The sequence below is a fragment of the Levilactobacillus suantsaii genome (assembly GCF_014069315.1).
GTDB lineage: Bacteria > Bacillota > Bacilli > Lactobacillales > Lactobacillaceae > Levilactobacillus > Levilactobacillus suantsaii.
The window spans coordinates 367,801-389,859 of sequence record NZ_CP059603.1 but is presented as its reverse complement, the minus strand read 5'-3'; the positions used below and the strand labels follow the sequence as shown (position 1 = coordinate 389,859).

Genomic DNA, 22,059 nt, shown 5'->3' with positions numbered 1-22,059 from the left:
CACCGGCTAAAGGGAGGGATGTCCATGCGCTGGGCGTATTTCTTCGTGATTTTGGGGGCGGCGGTCTTGACCGTGGCCCTGACGGTCAACGGGGTGGCGACCACGAGTCATCGTGGCGCAGCCCTCGCCAGTTCGCCCCGGCAACCGATCAATCTGAAGGTCGCGTTGGGGCTGTATTTGGTGATGATCATCATTTTAGTGGGTGGCGTGGGAGCCTTGTGCGTGCTAGCGGCCCGGTGAAATTGGGCCGGCGTTTCAACGCAGAAAATAAACGAAATCTGCACGTCACACTACGATTAAAGCGGGAAACCCAGAGAATTTTTTAGATGGGCCCGCGGACGATAAATTTTGTGCTAGACTGAGATTAGGGAGAGTAAAACACGGTGAATGAACGACGCGCAAATCGCGCCACGACTGAATGTTGGGATAAGGGGCCCACCATGTCAGCGAGTTAACGTAGAGGGGAATTAGAACCATGCATAAGTTTTTAAAGGCGGGGATGTTACTAGGATTAAGTTTATCGGGCGTCTACGCGGCCGTTGCCAGTGCGACCGGTAGACGCCGGCCACACGTGGCACCGGCAAGTTCGGCGCCAAGCGTTAATCGTCTCCGGATCCATTACGGTCAAGACGGGTCGGCGACGATGGTGGCTTATTATCCGGCGAGGCGTCACCAATTAGGGACGCCGGTCTACCGGTTACAGGGCGCACAACACAATACGGATGGCTGGATTTGGCGCGGTAAGTTGCCGCGGTCCAAAGCACCAGTCGCGTCATAACGCAATTAAATCAAGTTAAAATAAAAGTGGTTGCAGGCAGCGGTAACGGTGCTTGCGACCACTATTTTAGTTAGGCTTGTTTGGCGGGTGTCACGGTTGACGTGACGTTGCTGGGCGTGTCGGGTTGAAAGACTCGTTTGAAAATGTCCAACCCATAACTGGTCAAACGTGGTTGTCCGGGCACTAGTTTGAAAGTCCGGTCGCCGTCACTGAGCCGTTGCGCCCGCAAGAACAGTGGGGCGGGGGTCAGTGTCGTGAGGCGTTGCCCCAGTTCGTACTGGTGGGTCACCGCACAGATAGTCTGGTTTTGGCTCAAGAGTCCGCGAATGATTTGCTCGTTGAGGATGGCGCCCTCGTGTTCGTTAGTGGACGAGAACGATTCGTTCATCAAGAGAAGGCTCGGCGCACTCAAGGCCTTGACGATGCCCTGCATGCGGACCAGTTCTTCATCGAGCTTGCCGTGGTGGGTGGTCTGGTCTTCCTCACGTCGGAAGTGGGTGAAGACCGCGCGGTAGGCGGGGACGGCGAAACGCTCGGCCGGCACCGGGAACCCGGCTTGGCCCATGACCTGAGCTTGCCCCAAGGCCCGTAAGAAGGTGGTCTTGCCGCCCTGGTTCGCGCCGCTGATTAACATCAGTTGGTGGGGCGTGGCCCGCAAGTCGTTGGCCACGACGGGGTGGTCGAGGTCGGTCTTCAACAATAACTGACTATTTTTAAGGCCGATGATGGTGGTCGCCGGTTCAAAAATCAAGTTGGTCAGTAGCTGGTCGGCCCCGAGGAGATTTTTGTAAGTGGTGACGGCCACTAGAAAGCCACTCTGGTAACGAAGTTGTTTGAAAAAGGTGGTGAATTCGCGGGTCACGTTGGTCAGAATCGTGGCGGCCGATTGGGCGGCGACGTTCTCATCGTGACTGATGGCGCTGGCCGCGTTGTCGTCCCGGTCGGGGACCTCGAAGGTCTCGCGGTTGTGGTGATTGGCTAAGAGGTGCCGGCCCAACTGGGTCAGCTTATTGCCATTTGGGTGAAAGTCGAGGTCGGCTGGCGTACTGCCGAGGTCGGCACTCAACGCGACCGGATAGCTGTACCCGTCACTTTGGCGGCAGGCAGCGACCACCTGGTGCATGGCGGCTAACTTGTCCGGAGAAAAGAGACGTTTGAGCTGGCCGGTAAAGGTCTTGCCCGCTGGGGATTTCCCGTGAAAAGCCACCTGCGTCAGGCTGGCGATGCCGTTGAGATAGGTCTCTAGGGTGTTGGATTGACTATAGAGTTGGTAGGTGGCGGACCCGTCAGGAAAGCTCCAGTTGTCCCGTTGAATTTTGTCGAGCGTGGCACTGGCCAACTGGTAAAGCTGGGTGCTCCAGGTCGGGTCGGCTAAGGCGTCAGCCACCGCGGCTTGGCGGTAGGCTAGTTCGGATTCGTCGAGAAGCGGGTGGCACCACTCACTGATGAGGATCTGCGCTACACGGTCGTCACCTTGAGCCAGTAACTTGGATAATGGCCGCAGGTTGAGGTCGGCGAGCATCGCCTGTTGCTGAACTGTAGCGGGGGCTTGGTCCACCAGATGGTCGTAAGACGTAATGAGATTAACGCGCATGTTTAGTCCCCCCTTCAAGGTCGGATTGGGTCAATTGATAACGGGCTAACAAAACGGTCGCGTAGGCGTGGTCGTCGATGGCTTGGCGGACCACTTTATAGGTCCGGCGACTGTCAGAAGTGACCTGACTCATCATGCTGACGGTCCCCGGAAAGTCCGCCAAACTGCTGAGGAAGGTCACGTAGATGCCGATGGCTTGCTTAGCCGTTAAGCGTTGGAGTACTTGTGTGGCCAGGGCTTCGGCGTCTTGCGTCGCGGTCGAGGAAAACAATTCATTCATGATGACCAGTTCGCCCGGGACCGCGGCCTGGATGATCTGGTGGATCCGGTCGATATCATTAGCCAAAAGGCCGGTCAACGGCTGACTAGATTCTTGACGGTCAAAGTGGGTCGCCAATTTCGGCCGCACCTTGAAAGTCGCCTGGGTACCGGGGATGGGGATGCCCAACCGGCAGAGGTAGACCAGCTCGCCGACCATCCGGGCGTAAGTGGTCTTGCCACCTTGATTTGGTCCCGAAATAATCAGGAACTGTTCGGTCGGTGCCAAACGAAAGTCATTGGTCACCAGTTCGGCGTCCGAAGTGGTAAGTAGGTTGTGGGCCAGGTCGAAATCAAAACTGGCCGTGGCGCTTTCCGGGCCACTGGTGATTATGGTCGGCAAACAGAAGTTGACGTGTAACGCCTTTTGAATCCGATCTTCGAGTTGCCACCAGCCGAGGTAAAAGGTGGCTTCCTGGGCCACACGCTGAAATAGTGTCGGTTGATAGCTACCATAGGCGTGTTCGAACTTTTGCAGGACCGCAAACTCTGCCGGGTAGAGCTTGACCAGCTGGTTGACCACGCTGATCTGCAGGTTGTTCAAGCGGCCCACGGGTTCCGGCTCCTTGAGCTGGATGTCGCGTTTCAGGTCTTGGGGACTCTGCATCACGGCTTGAAAAGTTTGTGCGAGTTGGTCACTGAGGGTCGCTTGGGCCTTCGGCGGTGCGCTGACGGTAACTTTGCGACCGTGAAACTCGAGTCGGTAAGTCAGGTTGGTCACGGCCACCTTGGCCTGAGCGATGGCGGCTAATCGCGTCCGAGTACCCGGGTCCTGCGCGTAAGCCTGGAGAGCGGTACGCAGCCCCAGCAGTGCTTGTGAAGTGAGCGAGTGAGCTTGCAAGCTAGTGGTTAATTGGGTCAGCGCGTCTTCCGTATCGCCTAGGACCGCGACCAGATTGATCCAGCGCGATTCGGCGGAAAACAGGTGGGGCAGGTGAATCCGCTGAGCATCCAACCGGTGCATGGTCGTGGCAAACGTGGCTAGCGCCTCACGAATAGCCGGCTGGTGCAGGTCGGTGAAAACCTGCTGGCGATAGGCGATTTCAGCGCGATTACTTAGAGGTTGTAAGAGTGTTGCGGCGATGGGGGCGGCGAGCTGTTGCCGGACGGTGCCCAGTAGTTGGTCTAGGTGCAAGTCGTTTAAAAAGTCCGCGTCGGCGGCGATTTGGGGTGGTTGTTGCTGGTAATCTAAGAATAATAGGCTATTGAACATGCAAGTTCCTCCCTTGGAAAAACAAAAAACGCCTACTAAGAACCGGAGTTCTTAGTAGGCGTCATCAGTTATGGTTGAAGTGAACGCCATCACTTGACCTGAAATCAGTTCCCAGTGTAGGCGGTAAGGGGCTAAAAGTAAAGGTAACGGCTTGGTTTACGCCAGGCCAGTTAATCAACCGACTGACACTTAGTGGACTAGGTAAACGTGGTCCTTGATTAGATCGATAGCGGTGTAGTGTCGATTGAGGTGCCGGGACGCGGCGTTCTCGGTGAATTGAGCGTGGTCCCAGAATGTTTTAGACCCGGTGGCGCCATGGGGTTCGCCTAGGACCACGAAGTCCACGGTGGTATCGGCTTGGCGAATCGCCTGGAGAAGTTCCCAGTCGAGGGGAAGACCGTCAGGGGACCAAGACATCACCACGACGCCGACTTGGTCCTGGTATTTGTGGAAGGCGTCCAGAGCCGTCAAGGGTTCGATGGGCGTGACCGGGTGCTTGCCGGTCTCATTTTCTTTGGTCCAAGCCTGACTATCGGTGGCGTAGACCGTTTTATGGGCATCGCGCAGGCCTTTGGAGATGTAGCCATTGCCGGCCATGACTTCCAGAACGGCGCGGTCACCTACGAAGTCGGCTAAATCGGCGATAAACGGTCGGGAGGTGTAGGCCCACATGCCATAGTGGGTCTCTAAGTAGTCGCGAAAGGACCGTAAGTCGTGGTCCAGGTGGGGTAAGGCGTCTATTAATTGGTCCCAGATTTTATCGCCGGTGGGGTCGCCGGCCGGGTACTGCTGGTTCAAGTGCTGATAAATCTGGTCTTCACTGTCGTCTGGTAGTTGAAGTAAGGGCAATTGTTGCGGTAAATCGCCTGCGGCCAACATCCGGTCGGCTAAAAGGACGTTACTAATGAGGATTTTGATGGCCGGGTAGTCGTTGAATTGTTTGTAGTACCCCATCATCCGGTCCATATAGGCCGTTTTTTGTTGCGGTAACGGCTGATGGCGAAAGTTCTTTTTTAATTTTTTGAGTTTACGTGGGTTCACGAAAAAAGCCTCCTTCTAGAATTCGAGTCAAAATTTGGCCGTCACAAAAGGGCCTGGGTGGTCATACCCAGACTCTTAGGCCACGTTACGGTGTGTGGTAGAAAATTTAATGGTCATCGAGGTGGAGGTCCAACTCCTCCTGTTGATTTGACGCTGGTCGGTCAGGTCGTTGTTCCTTCCCGTGCAGGTAGCCGTCAATTAGTTGGTAGATTTCGTAACGGTCCTGGCCACTCAGAACTTCGCGGTTAAAGCTCAATTGCTTGCCGGATAGAAACAGCCGACTCAAGTCGTAGGCGTCCCGTTCGGTTTTACCGGCGAGGTAGTCCATGGTCACATCGAAGAATTCCGCCAATTTGCGGACCTCAACGAAGGAAGGCGTCCGTACGCCCCGTTCCCAATTGCCAATCTGTGAGGCGGTATTGAGATGCTCGGCGTGGTCCGTTGTGGTGTGTTGATTTAAAGCCGTTGCTAATTGTTCCAAGGTAATGTGTTGCCCACGGCGTAAGGCCCGAAGTCGTTCCGGAAACATATGCTCACCCACTTTTCTAAAATCCGGTTATCATTACTTCCATTATACCACGAAGCGTGGGCTTAAGCCGGGGTCGTTGGGTGCACCAGTGGGTCAGTCAGCCGCATGAATTCGGCAACGTCTTTTTTGATCAAGTCCACGCCAGCCAACCAGAAGTCGGGTTGGGTCAAGTCGACACCCAGGTGTTTTTGGGCCAAGTCTTCGGTTGACAGGTTGGCCGTGTCCCGTAACAGGGCGATGTATTGGTCCTCGAAGTTATCGCTTTGTTGGGCCCGCGCATAAATACCAAGACTGAATAAATAGCCGAAGACATAAGGAAAGTTATAGAAGGATAAATCATCAATGTAGAAGTGTAATTTGCTGGCCCAGAGGTGGGGTGAATAGGTCGACAGGTCGTGGCCAAAGGCTTCCTTTTGGGCATTGAGCATCAGTTCGTTGAGTTCCGCCGGCGTGACCAGTTTTTGTTGGCGTAGTTGGTAAAAGCGGGGTTCAAATAAGAAGCGGGCGCGAATGTTTAGGAACATGGCTACCGGATTGGTCAGTTTGGCGTTCAGCAAGGTGATTTTTTCTGCCGGACTGGTCGCGGCGCGCACGTTGGCATCGGCAACGATCAGTTCGCCAAAGGTGGAGGCCGTTTCAGCGACGTTCATAGCGTAGTTCTGACGAAAATAAGGGAGGTCGGCTAAGACGCTGGAATGAAAGGCGTGGCCCAGTTCGTGAGCCAAAGTGGCCACGTCGTTGGGGGAGCCGGTGAAGGTCATGAAGATACGGGATTCGTTGGTCTCCGGGGCACTTTCCATCCAGCCGCCGGGCGCTTTGCCCGGGCGGTCTTCGGCTTCGATCCACCGATTGGTGAAGGCCTTTTTGGCTAGGGCTGCCATCTTAGGTGAGAATTCCCCGTAATGTTGAATGATAAAGGCCGCGGCTTGGTCGAAACTAAATTGGCGTTGCTTGGCACCGGGAATCGTCAATGGCGCTTCGACGTCTTGCCACCCGGCATGGCGTTTACCCAACAGAGCTGCCTTGCGATCCAAGTAATTGAGCAGGACCTGCTTGTTGTCGGCCACGACCCGCCAGATAGACTTGAGTGTAGCGGCACTCATCCGGTTGTCCTTGAGCGGAGCACGCATGAAATCGCGGACACCGTGAGCTCGGTATTCTGTCAGCCGAAATCCAGCTAAATGGTTCAACGTGTCGGCAAAAAGCTGTTCTTTGTCGGTCCAGGCCTGTTCCCAAGCCGGCAATAGGTCCGCACGGTACTGTGCATCGGCGTGTCCCAGTAACGTGTTATCGGCTTGACCCGCCGATAAGGTCACGGGGGTGCCGTCTGGTCGGTGGAACGGCACGTTGACCGTGGCCACCAGTGAATCGTAATGGGCACTCCAAGCGGCTTTACCATCAAGGTTGAGTTGACCAATCAGGGCTTCGGTCTTGTCATCGAGCAGTTCCTTACCGGCGTCGCGCATCTCGGTGAGGGTAAAGGCAATCGGCTTGAGCTGGGGTTGGGCGCAAAGTTGCGTGAACTGATCGTCCGGCACCTGGACCAGGACCTTCTTGAGTTTGTCGCTTACGGCCTGGAGTTGCGTATCGAGGGTTTGCAGCTGGTTGGTTAACGGGGCCACGGCGGGATTAGCGATATCTGCTGACCCAATCGCGGTCACGAAGAGACTAGCCTGGTCGAGACCAGCCGCCACTTTTTGCAGCTGGGTGATCAGCTTCTTGAATTGCTGAAAGGCCGGGGCGTCACTGGTGACGTCCCAGCGGTCGAGGAGGTCGCCTGTCGTGGCGGTCGTCGTTTTGATCCAGGTGATTTTTGCCTGGAGTGCCGGTGAATGGATGCCGCCGGGAAAGAGGGTGTCTAAATCCCAAGTCAATGAATAGGTCATAACGACTGAATTCCTCCTTTATGGTGTGGATAGATGCAAATTTTTTTGCGCGGTGCGTGGCGCTAAAATCGCAAGGGGTTACATGCCCAGTCACTCACCGTTTGATCACCCGCTAAGTTAGCAAGCGAAGTTGGCTATATTATAGCAAAATTTCTAGAAAAATTGCGCTGAATTGCGAAACCCCGTATACTATCTCTAGGCAAAAAGGAGGAAAATGAGTTGAATAAGGTGTTAAAACGTTGGCTGATTGCCGGCGGAATTTTGGTCGCCCTGGTGCTGGTTGCACTAGTAGGGGCCAGTTTTTACTTTTATAACATGACCGTGGCGCGGGGCAAGAAGAGTTTCATTTCCAGCCCGACCGCACTGACCAAGAAGGATCCTTTGTACCAGCAGAAGCACTGGTACAAGACGGTCAAGAAGTACCACTGGACCGAAACGGCGGCGGACGCAAAGTTCAAGCTCGACGCCAATTATATTCCGGCGGCTAAGGCCACTAAGCGCACGGTCGTGTTAGTCCACGGCTTCGCTTCAAGCAAGGAACAAATGGGCGGCTATGCCGGCATGTTCCATAATTTGGGGTATAATGTGTTGGTTCCCGATGACCGGGCCCAGGGCCACAGTGGTGGAAAAGCCATGAGCTACGGGTACTACGAAAGTCGCGATTACTTAAAATGGATCAATCAAGTCATTGCCCGGCAAGGTAAAAAGTCCCAGATTGTATTATTCGGGGTCTCCATGGGTGGGGCCACGACCATGATCACTAGTGGACTGAAGACGCCGAGTCAGGTCAAGGCGTATATCGAAGACTGTGGCTACACCACGGCGGACGATGAAATTCGTTACCAGGCCAAGCAAATGTATAACCTGCCGTACTGGCCGCTGGTCCCGATGACCAATGAGGTGGTCAAGTTGCGGGCGCACTTTAGCTTTAAGGACGCCGATTCAGTCAGCGCCGTTAAGAAGAACCATAAACCAATGCTCTTTATCCACGGGGGCGCCGATACCTTCGTGCCGACCAAGATGGTCTACAAAGTGTACCGCGCTGATGCGGGACCGAAGCAATTGTTAGTGGTGCCGGGTGCCAAACACGCCGCATCATTGAGTCATAATCCGAAGTTGTATCAATCGACGGTCAAGAAGTTCCTCGAGGCGAAGATGCCTAAGTAAGGGAGTGGTGACATGTCGTCGAAGTCCCAATGGCGGCCATTAACGTTGACGATTCTGACCCTTGGGGCGACCCTGGTGATGGGGATGGTCGATGCCGAGACCTTTTTGAATCATGGTGCCGTGTTCGTGAGTGCGCAGACCGGTACCCTGGTGGTGCTGATGGTCAAATTCGTGTTGCACGGCTGGTCAGCGGCCTGGGTCAACGTTCCGGTCTTTATCGGGTACTTTCTGGGTTGCTTTGGCGCCCAGGGATTGAGTGAACGCCTGGGGCGGGGAGATTCCCGGCGCCAGTTACGTGCGCTGATGGCCATCGACGTGGTCGTGTATTTTGGGTTAGCCGGTTTACAAAAAATGCTCCCTACGCTGTGGTTGATCTTTGCGTTGGGCGTGGTCGCCGGCTACGAACTGACCGTTTTTCGCGAGGTTGGCGGCATCGCCATCAACAACGGCATCATGACGGGCAACACCAAAAACCTGGCCACGGCGACGTATCGTTCCTGGGTCGACCACGACCACACTGCGTTACAGCACCAAGGGCGCTTACTATTAGTGCTTGCCATTTTTTTGGTGGGCTGTGGCAGCGGCGCGTTATTGGCGCAAGTCGCGGATTTTACCGTCCTCTGGGTCGCTAGTGGGGTCAAAACGGCTTTGTTAGCCTGGTTGTTCCTACCACGTGCGCAGGCCGTATCCGGAAATTGAACAGTTGGGTTGTCCCTTAAAGTGGCGTATAATTAACGAGAAACCTGACCAACCCACCCGGTGACTACCGGGAGTCAAATTAAGGAGTAATTCAAATTGTTAGTAACCGGATTGATTATCGGTCTATTAGTGATTGGGCTGGTACTGGGTTACCTCGTTCGGCGGCATCAACACCGGCAGGAGTTACTGGCAGTCCAGGCGCAAGCCAGAGACGTCATTGCCCAAGCCACGGCTAAAACCAAGCAGCAGATTGAACAGTTGCAGGCGCAGAGTCGACGAGAGACCCTAGCTTATCAGCAATCCGTCAAAGACGAATTGACCGAACAACAAAATGACATTGCGGCGCGTGAACAGCGCCGTCAACAACGGGAACACCTTTTAGACGACATGGCCGTCCGTTTGGAGGACCAAACCACCATGCTCGACCAACGTAGTCAAGTCAACCAGCAACACCGTCACGCTATCCATGACCTCCGTGATCAGGCGGCCGCTTTGCGCGAACAGCGCACGACGACGCTGATTGATCGAGCTGGCATGGACGTGGAAACGGCCCAAGCGGAAGTCTTGAAACGAACGGAAGCGGCTTTAAAGCGCGACCGTGATATCGAAATCAAAGCCCAGGGAGACAACGCCGAAGCTAACGCCGAGCGCTGGGCCAAGGACGTGGTCTTACCGGCCACTCAGTCCGGGCCGCAAGACCTGCCTAAGGAACACTTGGAGCACACGGTCACGGTACCGAACGGTGAGGTGCGTAGTAAGATCATCGGCCGTGAGGGCCAGCATATTCGCTTGCTCGAAACACTGACCGGGACCGACCTGATTTTCGTGCCCGATGACAACACCACGTTGTTCATCAGTACGCATGATCCAATTCGCAGAGAAGTCGCCCGGACAGCCATCACCAACCTGGTAGCCAGTCGGCGCATCTCGGCCAACCAGATCGAAACACAGGTCGAAAACGCCCAACGTGACGTTAACCACAGCCTCTGGGAGACCGGAGAACAGGCGGTCAGTCGCTTGCACGTTGGCTGGATGCACCCGGATTTGATGAAATTATTAGGCCGGTTGAAGTACCGGACCAGTTACGGCCAGAACGTCTTGCAACACTCGATTGAGGTCGCTCAGTTGACCGGGGCCATGGCCGCACGATTGGGGTACAATACCCGTCTGGCGCGCCGAGCCGGTCTCCTGCATGATTTGGGGAAAGCTGTCGACCATGAAGTCGAGGGCACTCACGTGGAGATTGGGGTCGAATTCGCTGAGAAATATGGCGAGGATCCGGTCGTAATCAATGCGATTGCGGCGCACCACGGTGACGTGGAGAAGACGTCACCGATTTCCGCTTTAGTCGCAGCTTCTGATTCGGTTTCCGGGGCCCGGCCAGGGGCGCGGAGTGAGTCCGTTGAGGATTACATCAACCGTCTGCGAGCCTTAGAAAAGATTGCCACCGATGAAGACGGCGTAACGGAAAGCTATGCCATTCAAGCCGGTCGCGAGTTACGGATTATGGTGAACCCACAGACCTTGGACGATAATGCAGCCGCCAACCTGACTAAAGAAGTGGCGAAGAAGGTCGAAGCCCAATTGACCTATCCCGGCAAGATCAAGGTCACCACGATTCGCAAGTTGACCGCCGTCGAATACATTGGTGATGACCGAAAAAAGAAGAAGAAACGTAAACGCGCTGCCAACGCGTCGTAAGACGTGCTGGATAAGCGAAAAGGCCCTCCGAAACATCGTTATCAAGCGGTGTTTCGGGGGGCCTTTTATTAGCCTTTAAGTGTGATTCTCATCGTTGGTTGGATGGGGCTCGTTGACCACACTGAAGTTATCGTTTGTGGTTGCGTCGACCGTGGGGTGGGCCTGTAAGTAGTCAGCAATCAGTTCACTCATCGGGCTTTGACTCTCGGCCACGATTTTACTGGCTTCATACATACTATAGTGGCCGCCACCCACGGCACGGTACTGGTTCAACACGATGCGGAGTTGTTGGTCCGCACGTACGGGCTGGCCGTGATAGGTCAACTCTTCGACACGTTGGCCCACGGGTTGGGCGATGTTGAGTTTGTAGTGGACGCCTTCGTACATATCGTAATTGTACTGGCGGCGTTTAGGGTGAATAAACGCCGGGTTGACCGCTATTTGGCCGTTTAAAATGGTGAAGTAGCGCGCGGAGACTTCAAGGGCGCCTTTGAGGTCGGCCCCGGTAATGTTTAGGAGTGATAATCCGTTAGGGTAGACGTAATTGGTCATGATGTTACGCATGGTAATCGGGTTCTCAAAGCCCAATGCTTCATCGCTAAACAGCGCCGTTGCGGAGATATCGGCGCCCATGGTGGCCATTTGAACTTGTTGGATGAATTCGATGTAGGGTGTCTCCCGTAGTCGGGCCGCAAAGGGGTCGGTAAAGGTCATATCGCCGTTGATGTGGCCCAAGGGCTGATCGAGCCAGCGGCCGACGCGGGTGTTGAGGGTGGCGGCCGCGTTGATAACGTCGTGGTCTAACGGTGCCTTGGTGGCGGAAATCAATTCGGAATCATGATTGATGACGGTGACCTTGCCCGTTGCGTCCCGTTTTAAGTCCAGGGTGATTTTACCTACAGCCTGGCCGCGGAAACCGGGTTGGGTGGTCGGCACATCGAAGAGTTCCGTGGCGATTTGTCGGTGTTGATGACCGGTGATCATGGCGTCGATGCCGGGAATTTCTGCCATCATGTGGTAGGCTTCGTTCTCGCCAACGTGAATATCATTGGGTTTTCCGGTCGCAAGGTCGCGTTCGAAACCACCATGGTAACTAACAATCACGACGTCGGCTTTTTGTCGCAAGATAGGGACGTACTTCTTAGCTGCCAGGAAGGCGGACTCGAATTGCAGGCCCTTAATATTAGTGGCTTTCTCCCACTTATAGACGGCCTGGGTGGTCAGCCCTAAAATCCCGATTTTGAGACCAGCTTTCTCAAGAATCGTGTAGGGCTGCCCGTATTCGGGGTCTCCGTTATGGTCTAAAATATTGGCGCATAGAATTTGGCGCTTCGCATCACGAATCGCGGCCTGTAAGTAGTCCTGGCCGTAGTTGAATTCATGATTACCCAGAATGCCACAGTCGTAGTGAATCTGGTTATAAATGGCCATCAGGGGGGCGGGGTCATGTTGGGGTTGGACCCGGGCAACATAATAGGCCAGGGGTGACCCTTCTAGGAAATCACCATTTTCAATCGTCACGACCGGGCCATCCGCTGCGGCCTGTTCGCGCGCAACCACCGTGGCAGCACGGGCTAACCCGAACCCTTGGGTGCTCCCTTTTTTAACGTAGTTCGTTGGAAAAACGTACCCGTGTGTATCGCTGGTTGATAGAATTGTTAGCTTCATCATGTCACCCTCCAAATTACGTCTAACTGGCGTTTGTTCACCGCCAGTGCTGGCAAGAAAACGCTAAGTGTGGAACGTGTTAAAGAAATTATAAGCTAGTTTGGCAAAACTGTAAATTTTTGGTATCGATTTCTCAATAATATGAGAGCTTTCTCATGAAGCGGGGCAATTTTGGGAAACAAAAAGGCGGTGACCACTTCACGAGGGAGTTGATCAGCCGTCGGCTTGTTGAAGCATAGATTACATCACACCGAAGATCAGTGAAGCTGACCCTGTCCGGCGTACAATTACTTTGGAGGAGTAATTAACTTATTCATCTTCATCATAAGTTACATGTCCCAATATACCCGTAAATTGTGAAGAAAATGTGACGAATGATGAATTATGTGGCTCTGGCCGCGGGTTTTAGCGGTTGGCCGCTCGTGAAATCAAGGAACTTAGGGGCGCTAAAAGAGCGACAAATCAGTCGTTTAGCGGGTCTGGTTCGGCCCCTGATATCAGACTTTCGCAGGGGCAAGAAAATTTTAAGTGGGGGTACGGATGTACTAGTAGCTTAAGGGGAGGTAATGGGACCTACGACTCGCTAATAAACCTAGTAGGAATAATTTAAACCAAACTTTTGCACTCTACGGAGGTGGCTTAAGTGATGGTCCTCCCTGAACCAGTTTAGGGGTGTTGCGAATTTTTAGCCACATATTCAGTGATGTGTGGTGATTAAAAGCGCTTCATACCAGGGGGTTATCTATAATTATTCATTTATTATCGATAATTATTCAATGTCAGGGTTTTCATAATTATGCCAGTATCTACCCGCATCTAGTTCAAAAATGGTAAGCCAGAAAAATTAGTTGGAATTTTTGCAATATTCAAATAAACGGGGGATTGACGGCGATTATCTGGATAATTATTGTAGTTATCTCCAGACAAATGAATTGTTGTTTGGACCAACTAACTTGCTAAGTATGGGAACCCATAATTGATAAAATTCTCAGAAAGGGTTGATTATTCATTCAATTGTGGTAATATATAAGTTGGTTCTACTAGATAGTTCACTGAACTGTTGGACTGGAACTAAATGAGTCAATTGTTGTTTTCTATCGTTAACTCAATCCAACGATAAGGAAGTGCTGAGATTATGATCAATTTGTACATTGCACCAAGTAGTGCCTCCAGCCGTAAGGCCCGGGCATGGCTGAAAGAACACGATATCGCGTTCCAAGAACGCAACATCAAGTCCAAGCCATTGAATGCTACTGAAGTGAAGCAGATTTTGCGGCTCACGGAAAACGGTAGCGAAGACATTATCTCAACGCGGTCAAATATCTTTAAGAAACTCCACGTTGATCTTGATAGTCTGTCGGTCAGCCAATTAGTTGATTTAGTTGTGAAGTATCCCGACCTGATCAAGCGGCCAATCATCTTTGATGATAAGCGTTTGGAAGTCGGCTACAACGAAGAAGAAATTCGTCGCTTCTTACCCCGTGAGGTACGGACAGCCGAATTACACCACTTAGAATCGCAACTAAGCTCTTAATTTAAATCGATCAGTCCTCGGGGGAGTGCTGATCGATTTTGTGTTTCTAGGGATGGTCTTATAACTTGTAATGAAAGCCCGGCGGCGTCACAGCTCGTGACGCTAGCCGGGCTTTTTTGCGGCCAATTTAGTGATAACGCCCGTTGCCACAGGACCGGACTTTAGGAGAAATAAAAACTCATAGTGAGCAACTTATTACGGTTTACGTAACAAGCGGCGACACTATGAGTCCTGCGAGACGCAGTTAAAAATTAGTTAAGTAGTTGGTTCCAGCATCAGCGACTCACCTTACCGTTGGTATTGGCGCGCCATTTGGGGGTAGCCCAGCTGGGTAAGCGTCGAGATGACAGTGGCTTCAATGGTAGCCGTGGCAACCACGTCGAACCCAGCTAATTGGGCCACGATGAGGCTTTCCACGCGGTGAACTACGGTGGGGTCATTGGTCAGCGCCGTGAGGTCGTGATGAATCAAAGCGGCATCAAACGCTACGTGGGCTCCAGCGGGCGTTTCCACGGTCAGACTGTTGGGATACATGTTGGTTTGCGATCTTCGAATAACGTCCATTGGCAAGACCCTCCTGGGGTGCGGGCGGTTAGGGGCATCCGGATCTCCTAACGCCGACCCAAAATCAGTATAGGTCTATGGTACGATGAAACTGGCCAAAACACAACTAGATATAGATGTTTTTAAAATGTTTTTCTATATCTAGTGGTTAGGCCACGCTCCGTGGGGTTGATTTTCAGGCCGTGGGAATTCCCCGTAAGGCTTCTTGACTGTGGATCAATTGCGTCAAAAGGGCGTTGGTCGGTGCGGGCACGTGCAGGGCTTGACCTAAGCGGGCCACGTAACCGTTCAAAAAATCGATTTCGGTGGGCCGACGGTGGGCCATATCCTGGTGCATCGACGGGTAATGGTCCCCGTTGACGTCGGGGGCGAACTGCGCCGCAATCAACTCGGTATCCGCCTGGGCATCAAAGTGAACGTTGGCGGCACTGGCAACGGCTTGGAATTCGTTTAACACGGCGGCGGTCAATGCTCGCCAGTTTGGCAGTGCGCCGAACTGGGCGATATTGCAGTCGAATAGGGTGCAGTAGGTGTTCAAGACACTGTTCAAGCCGGCTTTTTTCCAGATAGCGGCCAGGACATCATCGGCCGGACTAGCGTGTAAGCCAGCGTCATTGAGCGTGGTGAGGAGTCGTTTGAAATCGGGGAATTGGTCGGGCACCATGGCTTGTAAGGCAATACTACCGGTTCCCGTGATGGTGATGTGGCCAGGACCGGTCAAGCTGGAAGACCAGACCGTGGTCCCAGCGACGATGTTTTCCTGGGGGACGTACCGTTCAATGGTCTCAACGTTGCCAATTCCGTTGGCTAAGACCAAAATCATCGGGTGCTGGCGCAATTGAGCGCTCAAGTCCTGTAGCATCTGGTCCATTTGCATGGCCTTGGTGAAGAGAATGATCAAGTCAAAATGAGTCGTCACGTCCTGCGGTGCGGCCGCGGTCATCGGGACCACGGTGTCGTGACCGTTTTGAGTGATGGTCAAGCCATTTTGCTGAATCGCCTGGACGTGGTCGGCCCAGTTGTCGATTAAAGTGACCTCGTTACCGGCGTTTTGAAGCTTAACGCCAAACCGACTGCCCATGGCGCCGGCGCCCGCAATTGCAATTTTCATGATGGAAAACCCTCCTTATATAGAACAAACGTGTTCATGTCTAGTGTAGCAGGTTCTGGCCCGAATTGAAGAAGTGATTGACAGGGTTCGGGGGAACAGCTAGGATAGGATTAATCACTTTTGTGAGAAAACGATGAGAAAAGGGAAGCGATGTGGATGACAGCAACAGGAGTTCAAGCACAGGATTTGTTCCGGTTAAAAGCGCTCTCGCAACCGGTGGCAGCTAACGACCGGTTCTATTTTGTTGAGAATCACATGGATCAAGCAAGCGATGGGTACCGAGCAGACCTCAACAGCGTCGACCGTGCCGGTCACCAGCAGGTAGTCGCCACGACGGGGCCCCTCAACGTCCAACCGGCCGTGACTGCTGACACGGTCTTTTATGCGGCGAAGGTTGACGATGCTGGCGCCCAACTTTATGCAGTCCCGGTTACGGGTGGTGACGCGGTGGCGATTGCCACGCCGGGTGAAGCTGTCGATACGGTTATCGCTGCGGCGGACGGTCAAAGTGTCTATTTCAAGACTACGGCGACTACCGAACGGCCGAAATTACCTAGTCCTGAAGCCTTTCCACAGCCACGGCACGTCGAACGCCTGATCAACAAGGCGGACGGCTACGGCTGGCTTCCCTTACATGTGACCTATCGTCTCCGCCGCTATGTCCCGGCTAGCGGCGTGGTGGAAGAAATCTTCCAACGGGCGAGTGACTTTACGTTGACCTCGGTCAGTGCCGATGGGGGGCTGGTGACTTACCTGCACGATGACGATCCGGCTGACGATCAAAACTTTGCACACGGCGCCTACTGCTATGACGTCACGCAGGGAACCGAGACGGACTTGACGGTCAGTTTGCAGCACGGCCTTTTCGCTGACGCGACGCTTTCTCCTGATGGCAACACGGTGGCGCTAGTGGGCAGTGATGGCCAGTTCGACTCCCAAACGGTGGCCAACCTGTATTTTGCCGATCGGGCCACGGGCAAACTTACCAATCTGACCGCCGACTTAGAAGCTGATTGCACGTCCGAATTTGCGGCCGACTGGACCCAACAACCCGGGGGCAAGCTGGTGCGTTGGTTGGATGACCAGCAGGTGGCTTTTACGGCGGCCTATCATGCTCACAGTCAACTTTACGTGGGCAGTGTGGCAGGGTACCAATTAGTGGACGACCAGGCGCACGAGATCGTGGACTTCGACGTTATCGACGCTGGCCACGTCTTGCTTGCAGTCTCTGCGCAAACCCGGCCCAGTGAACTCCAGGTCGTGGACGTGGCGCAAAAAGAAGCCCAGGCAATCTACAATCCCAATGCGGCTTACGAAGAGAGCCACCAGTATGCCCAACCGCAACATTTCGACTACCAAGCCGCCGATGGTCAAGCCTTAGAGGGTTGGTACTTACCAGCGCAAACGGCAGCTAAGAAGACACCGGTCCTACTGTACGTCCACGGGGGTCCGCACGCTAACTACGGTGAGACCTTCTTCTATGAATTCCAGGTCCACGCCAGCCTCGGTTACGGCGTGGTCTTCGTTAACCCGCGGGGGTCGACCAGCTACGGACAGGACTTCGAAAATGCGGTCAACGAACATTACGGCGAGGGGGACTATACCGATGTCATGAGTGGCCTCGATGCCGCTTTAGCGCAGTTCCCCGAATTAGACGCTGACCGCCAGTACATTGCCGGGGGCTCTTACGGGGGCTTTATGACCTTATGGACGATTGGGCATAATCACCGCTTCGCTGCCGCGGTGGCGCAACGGCCCGTGACCAACTGGATCAGCCTGTATGGGACCAGTGACATTGGCTTCTTCTTTAACCCGCGGGAACTGGGGCCCGACTTGTTCGATAAGGACGGGGTCGCCACGTTCTGGCAACGCTCACCGTTGGCTTACGCCCCGCAGGTCACCACACCGATTCGCTTGCTTCACGGGGAATGGGACATGCGCTGCCCCGTCACGCAATCCGAGGAATACTTTACGGCGGTCAAGAAGGCTGGCGTCGACGCCGACTTTATCCGCTACCCGCAAAGTTTCCACGGCGTTTCTCGAGCGGGGCTGCCCAGCTTAAAGATGCGCCGGATCCTTGATATGGATGAGTGGTTCACGGCCCACCCGACGCGGCAAGCTTAAATTGACTATGATGAATTAATATAAAACCGGCTCTCATCATCGTTTGGTGGTGGGGGCCGGTTTTTATGGGGCAAGGTTTATTCCGGATTAACTCAAAAAGAGACCTCAGTCGGGATACCGACGAGGTCTCTCAGGCGAGTTGCCAGCTAGAAATTAGGGCGATGGTGTGGTGAATGCGTAATAAATCAATAATCCAAAAACCCATAAAATAAAAACAATGATTGCTAGCCAAAATAAGAAATAAGAAAGGGTGACAATCCAAAAAACTCCCATAATAATTATTTTAACGATAAATGCCATGGGTTTATAAATCACGAGCCAGATACAATAAAAAAACTCTCCCAGACTAGAAAAAAACTCCTGCATGCCTTCACTCTCCAATGTAAATCTAAATATACCATTATTTTTATGCTGAGGATATGGGGGTAGTTAATTTATTTGAATGACAAACACCGCTAACCGGGGGATCAAGGTCATCGTGTTTACGGAGTATAAAGCGGTAACGCGCGAAAATTCAAGCCCCAGATCAGGCATTTGCCCGACGAATTTACAATTGAAGTGCAACAAGTAAGAAAATAAAAATAGACTCCTAGCCTGAGTCCTGTAGAATGAAGTCACCATAACAATCATCTAAAGGAGTTCTTAGGCTATGAGTCCATATACACATCTTACCTTAAAAGACCGCGAATGCATACTGTTAGGTGTAACTTTACACCATACTTACCAGGTTATTGCCAATCAAATCGGTTGTTCCAAAGCCACTGTGTCACGAGAAATTAAACGCAACGGCGGTCGGGGCGCCTATTCCGCCGTAAAAGCCCAGCAGAACTATCAACAGCGCCGATTAAAGAGTCGCCGCCTCAGGGTACTGGAGAATTTAAAGCTACGCGACTTTGTCCTTCACTGCATTCTTCAACGACAATGGTCACCCGAGCAAATCGCCGGTCGTTTATCTTTAGAGACCAGTAATTGGCATATCAGCTACAACACGATTTATCGCGGAATTGAACGAAATAATTTAGGCGTTAAACGTAAAAGTCATGGGGCTCGAGGATTCGCTCGAAAGTTACGACATCGTGGGAAAACTCGTAAGGTTAAAGGAACTGTCAACGAACGACGTGGCCGTTTTAATAATGTCCCATCAGTCCATGAACGACCAGTCTCATGTGAGAATCGGACTCGTTTTGGCCATTGGGAAGGCGATACCGTTCGCGGCAAGGTCGGGCGTTCGGGTTTAGTGTCACTGGTCGACCGTAAGTCACGATACCTTCTGTCTGAGCGTGTACCCAAAGTGAATGCCAAGAATGTGACCCAAGCGATGATCGACCTCCTGCATACAGTCACACCTAAACGCGTTCGTACGCTTACACCAGACCGAGGTACAGAGTTTGCGGGTTATCGTGAAGTCGGTAAAGAGCTTGGTATCTCAGTCTATTTTCCAGACCCGCACGCACCACAACAACGTGGGACCAACGAAAATACCAATGGTCTCATCCGAGAGTATTTTCCCAAAGGAACTGACCTTGATGAACTGACCGATCAAGATATCGCGAAGTTTGTCAGGAATTTAAATAATCGCCCCCGTAAGGTCTTAGGCTGGAAGACACCATCTGAAGTTTTCTTCGGTAAAAAGTTACACTTGATTTGACAATTCGTCCCACAAAAAAATCCTCCCGCGCCTAAGGCAGGAGAATTCGGGTCGTTTGTTTGCTGAAATCAGTTTTGCTAAAGTTGCTTACTTGATGACGTTACCGACGCGGGCGTAACCGACTGCGTGCCACCATGGGGCGTGAACGGCTTCTCTCACCACACCACGGTTTTGCGAATCGATCATCTTACCATTGCCAACGTATAAGCCGACATGGGAGATGGAATGCTTACTGCCACCGAAGAAGACCAAATCGCCCTTCTTGATGTGCTTGTAAGACACGTGCTTGTACTTGTTGTATTGCGCTTGGGCCGTCCGGGGGATGGTCTTCTTAGCGGCGTGCTTGTACACGTAGCTGGTGAAACCGGAGCAGTCGAACCGGGAAGGGCCAGTGGCGCCCCAGCCGTAAGGTTTGCCTAATTGGGCCTTGGCAACCTTGTAGATCTTACTGTAAGACACCTGGGAAGCGGCCTGCGCTTCAGTTGGTTGGCTCATTTGAGCACCAGTGAACGCAAAGGCAACCGTGGCAACGAGTGACAAAATAACTTTAGCAACTGTTTTCTTCATAGAACTAAACAAACCCCTCATTGATAAATATTTTTTTGGAAATTAATTAAAACTATGTAAACAACATCTTCAATACTATCAAGACGTTGTTACAGTATTGTTTCAACATAATATCAATCGGGTTAAAGTCTTGAAAGGGCTTGTAAAATACAAAATTAATCTGCCGAATAAGCGTGCGGGAAGCGCCGGGTCGGCACGGTGCTGGTGGGTAAATCGGGATGCTCCGTCAGATAGGTTTTAGCCGCGGCGATGGTCGCCGTGGTAAAGTGGTCGGCCGAGACGCCTAAAAAGTCGTTCAGGTTCTGTTCATGGGTTGCCAGTACCGGTGTGTTGGTCAACACCTCGCTGGGGTTGGCAACGGCGTGTAGGTCCAGACTAGTGGGCTCGATGACCAGCGTGTGTCCCTGCCGGTCGCTTAACAGCCAGTGGAAGGGATAGACATAACGGTCGTTACCCCAACGGCGGTTGATCAGTCGGACTTGAGCTAGATCGCGCTTTACGGCGGTAAGGCTGTTGTGTTCACCTAAGACCCAGTTGATGAAGTCTTGCGGGGTCAGGTTGATTTTATCGGCAACGGGGTCGTCGGCGTAGGTCACGGCGCCAGGCAGATAAAGCTCCGCACAGGTGATACCCGCTTCGTTGACCCCATCGGCCATTAGGTAGGCCGGCCGGTCCGCGGCGGGGCGTCCGCCACCCAATAACGCGTAACGGGTGGTGCGGGTCACCCCCAAAGCGGTGGTCCATTGGTAATCTCGGGGTAAAAAGACGGGCCGCCAGGGCGTGGTGGTCGGAAAATCCATGGTGCGGGCGAAAAAGTGGTGGCCGGCACCGTTCGTATAGGTTAGACTAGTACACACAGAGCAAGAACCTCCTTAAGGAAATAAACTGCCTTTAGTATAACGGAATTAATCTTAGAATGCGCTTGTATTCGGTAGGCGAATCTCGTAAGCTTAAGGGTAATTGAAATTTAGCATTTAATATTGGAGAAATTGCGGAAGGGAACGAATGTTGGAATGAAATCAAGTTGGAACTTAGTGGGGATGGGCTTGTGGTTACTGGTTCTGATCACCCTCGTCTGGATGACGCATGATATGCGAGTACGGCGGATTCATTTGATTGTGAAGGAGGGCCGGAGCTTCTCGTGGCGCAATTTCATCATTTCGACAGTTGAACTGGTCGTTTGGCTCCTGTTCTTCGGGGGGATGAGTGCCACCACCTTTTTCCAAAACGAGAGTCATTTGGGCAGTCGGGTCACACAGGAGACGCGTTACGAACCACTGGTCTTGACTACCGGTGATAGCAAGGGCTCGTCGTATTACGTCGAGGTCAATAACGGTGGTGGTGACAAGCCAATCCAACAGTACACCTACCTGACTGAAGGCGAGCGCTACCAGGTCGATAGTACCGTTGCGACCGTATCGACGGGGAAGAAGCCAATCAACTTACCAGCATCTGCGTATAAGTGGAATAAAAAGAAAGTTGCGAAATATGACCAGCGGCACCAAAAGGCTTGGGTCGGCGTGATTGAGACCACCTACAAGAAAAACTTCTTGAACGGGATTGGCTTGCATGCCGGACGCCTGGCGCACCGGTACACGTTGATCCGGATTCCGGACCATTCGTTTATGGTGGAGAAATAAACGGCATGATTTTAAAATGTAACTAAAGCAAAGCAGCGCTCGGACCTGTAAGGGACCGGGCGTTTTTTCATCTCGTTAAGTCAGTGGGCAAACTTTTCAGTTTGCAAGGTCATCGTTTGGTTGGCAAGTGGCCGTAACACGTTGGTCAATGCTAAGCCTCTTTTCAACGAGTTTTTCAATTAGTTAATGGTCGAAACCTTAAACGACTACAGGGAAGATAAATGCCCAACTGTCGCGGAATTGGGTTGACCGATTTACCCGCTGCGAGCGTAACGCT

19 protein-coding genes and 1 riboswitch are annotated in these 22,059 nt (G+C 52.8%); of the genes, 9 read left to right on the top strand and 10 right to left on the bottom strand.

The window, feature by feature from the left end:
- The first annotated feature begins 24 nt into the window (after positions 1–24).
- Positions 25–240 (top strand): hypothetical protein, encoded by a 216-nt coding sequence (locus H3M12_RS01830; protein WP_129032990.1) that lies wholly within the window; start codon positions 25–27, stop codon positions 238–240.
- A 235-nt stretch (positions 241–475) separates the two neighbouring features.
- Positions 476–778 (top strand): hypothetical protein, encoded by a 303-nt coding sequence (locus tag H3M12_RS01825; protein ID WP_129032989.1) that lies wholly within the window; start codon positions 476–478, stop codon positions 776–778.
- Between the two features lie 70 nt (positions 779–848).
- On the opposite strand, the gene H3M12_RS01820 is transcribed toward H3M12_RS01825, so the two are convergent.
- From H3M12_RS01820 to H3M12_RS01800, 5 genes are all read right to left on the bottom strand, one after another.
- Positions 849–2,372 carry a MutS-related protein gene (locus H3M12_RS01820; protein ID WP_182150835.1) on the bottom strand — a complete coding sequence of 508 codons (1,524 nt, stop codon included), beginning with the start codon at positions 2,370–2,372 and terminating at the stop codon, positions 849–851.
- The gene (locus tag H3M12_RS01815) at positions 2,362–3,903 is read right to left on the bottom strand and encodes a MutS-related protein (RefSeq protein WP_129032987.1); all 1,542 of its coding nucleotides are present in this window, start codon (positions 3,901–3,903) and stop codon (positions 2,362–2,364) included. The genes H3M12_RS01820 and H3M12_RS01815 overlap by 11 nt, the downstream gene beginning before the upstream one ends.
- A gap of 48 nt (positions 3,904–3,951) precedes the next feature.
- Positions 3,952–4,006: riboswitch (Fluoride riboswitch) on the bottom strand.
- A gap of 86 nt (positions 4,007–4,092) precedes the next feature.
- On the bottom strand, positions 4,093–4,944 hold the full coding sequence (locus H3M12_RS01810) for an SAM-dependent methyltransferase (protein WP_129032986.1): 852 nt from the start codon (positions 4,942–4,944) through the stop codon (positions 4,093–4,095).
- Between the two features lie 106 nt (positions 4,945–5,050).
- Entirely contained in the window at positions 5,051–5,473 is a 423-nt protein-coding gene (locus H3M12_RS01805; RefSeq protein ID WP_129032985.1) for a helix-turn-helix domain-containing protein, read from the bottom strand.
- 62 nt (positions 5,474–5,535) lie between these two features.
- Entirely contained in the window at positions 5,536–7,359 is a 1,824-nt protein-coding gene (locus tag H3M12_RS01800; RefSeq protein ID WP_182150834.1) for a M3 family oligoendopeptidase, read from the bottom strand.
- 219 nt (positions 7,360–7,578) lie between these two features.
- Here H3M12_RS01800 and H3M12_RS01795 point away from each other — a divergent pair, with 219 nt between their 5' ends.
- The 3 genes from H3M12_RS01795 (at position 7,579) to rny (ending at position 10,926) form a co-directional block, all read left to right on the top strand.
- A complete protein-coding gene (locus H3M12_RS01795; RefSeq protein WP_129032983.1) occupies positions 7,579–8,526 on the top strand; it encodes an alpha/beta hydrolase in 948 nt (315 codons plus the stop codon).
- 12 nt (positions 8,527–8,538) lie between these two features.
- Positions 8,539–9,225: a YoaK family protein gene (locus H3M12_RS01790; protein WP_182150833.1), complete on the top strand. Its 687-nt coding sequence runs from the start codon at positions 8,539–8,541 to the stop codon at positions 9,223–9,225.
- A gap of 96 nt (positions 9,226–9,321) precedes the next feature.
- Complete coding sequence (gene rny / locus H3M12_RS01785; protein WP_129032981.1) at positions 9,322–10,926, top strand: ribonuclease Y; 1,605 nt, start codon at positions 9,322–9,324, stop codon at positions 10,924–10,926.
- 75 nt (positions 10,927–11,001) lie between these two features.
- On the opposite strand, the gene H3M12_RS01780 is transcribed toward rny, so the two are convergent.
- The gene (locus H3M12_RS01780) at positions 11,002–12,594 is read right to left on the bottom strand and encodes a bifunctional metallophosphatase/5'-nucleotidase (RefSeq protein WP_129032980.1); all 1,593 of its coding nucleotides are present in this window, start codon (positions 12,592–12,594) and stop codon (positions 11,002–11,004) included.
- 1,135 nt (positions 12,595–13,729) lie between these two features.
- On the opposite strand from H3M12_RS01780, the gene spx reads away from it, so the two are divergent.
- Positions 13,730–14,128 (top strand): transcriptional regulator Spx, encoded by a 399-nt coding sequence (gene spx, locus H3M12_RS01775; protein WP_182150832.1) that lies wholly within the window; start codon positions 13,730–13,732, stop codon positions 14,126–14,128.
- Positions 14,129–14,416: 288 nt separating this feature from the next.
- On the opposite strand, the gene H3M12_RS01770 is transcribed toward spx, so the two are convergent.
- The gene (locus tag H3M12_RS01770; protein WP_129032978.1) at positions 14,417–14,692 is read right to left on the bottom strand and encodes a hypothetical protein; all 276 of its coding nucleotides are present in this window, start codon (positions 14,690–14,692) and stop codon (positions 14,417–14,419) included.
- 175 nt (positions 14,693–14,867) lie between these two features.
- Positions 14,868–15,803 carry a 2-dehydropantoate 2-reductase gene (locus tag H3M12_RS01765; RefSeq protein WP_129032977.1) on the bottom strand — a complete coding sequence of 312 codons (936 nt, stop codon included), beginning with the start codon at positions 15,801–15,803 and terminating at the stop codon, positions 14,868–14,870.
- 156 nt (positions 15,804–15,959) lie between these two features.
- Between H3M12_RS01765 and H3M12_RS01760 the strand changes: the two genes are divergently transcribed.
- Both H3M12_RS01760 and H3M12_RS01755 read left to right on the top strand, forming a co-directional pair.
- Positions 15,960–17,927 (top strand): S9 family peptidase, encoded by a 1,968-nt coding sequence (locus H3M12_RS01760; protein ID WP_182150831.1) that lies wholly within the window; start codon positions 15,960–15,962, stop codon positions 17,925–17,927.
- 649 nt (positions 17,928–18,576) lie between these two features.
- Positions 18,577–19,575 carry an IS30 family transposase gene (locus H3M12_RS01755; protein WP_182150575.1) on the top strand — a complete coding sequence of 333 codons (999 nt, stop codon included), beginning with the start codon at positions 18,577–18,579 and terminating at the stop codon, positions 19,573–19,575.
- Positions 19,576–19,662: 87 nt separating this feature from the next.
- Here H3M12_RS01755 and H3M12_RS01750 read toward each other — a convergent pair whose 3' ends face one another.
- Positions 19,663–20,142: a C40 family peptidase gene (locus tag H3M12_RS01750; RefSeq protein WP_129032943.1), complete on the bottom strand. Its 480-nt coding sequence runs from the start codon at positions 20,140–20,142 to the stop codon at positions 19,663–19,665.
- A 155-nt stretch (positions 20,143–20,297) separates the two neighbouring features.
- Positions 20,298–20,999 carry a linear amide C-N hydrolase gene (locus H3M12_RS01745; protein ID WP_129032942.1) on the bottom strand — a complete coding sequence of 234 codons (702 nt, stop codon included), beginning with the start codon at positions 20,997–20,999 and terminating at the stop codon, positions 20,298–20,300.
- A gap of 156 nt (positions 21,000–21,155) precedes the next feature.
- Here H3M12_RS01745 and H3M12_RS01740 point away from each other — a divergent pair, with 156 nt between their 5' ends.
- On the top strand, positions 21,156–21,782 hold the full coding sequence (locus tag H3M12_RS01740; protein ID WP_129032941.1) for an LVIS_2131 family protein: 627 nt from the start codon (positions 21,156–21,158) through the stop codon (positions 21,780–21,782).
- Positions 21,783–22,059 lie beyond the last annotated feature (277 nt).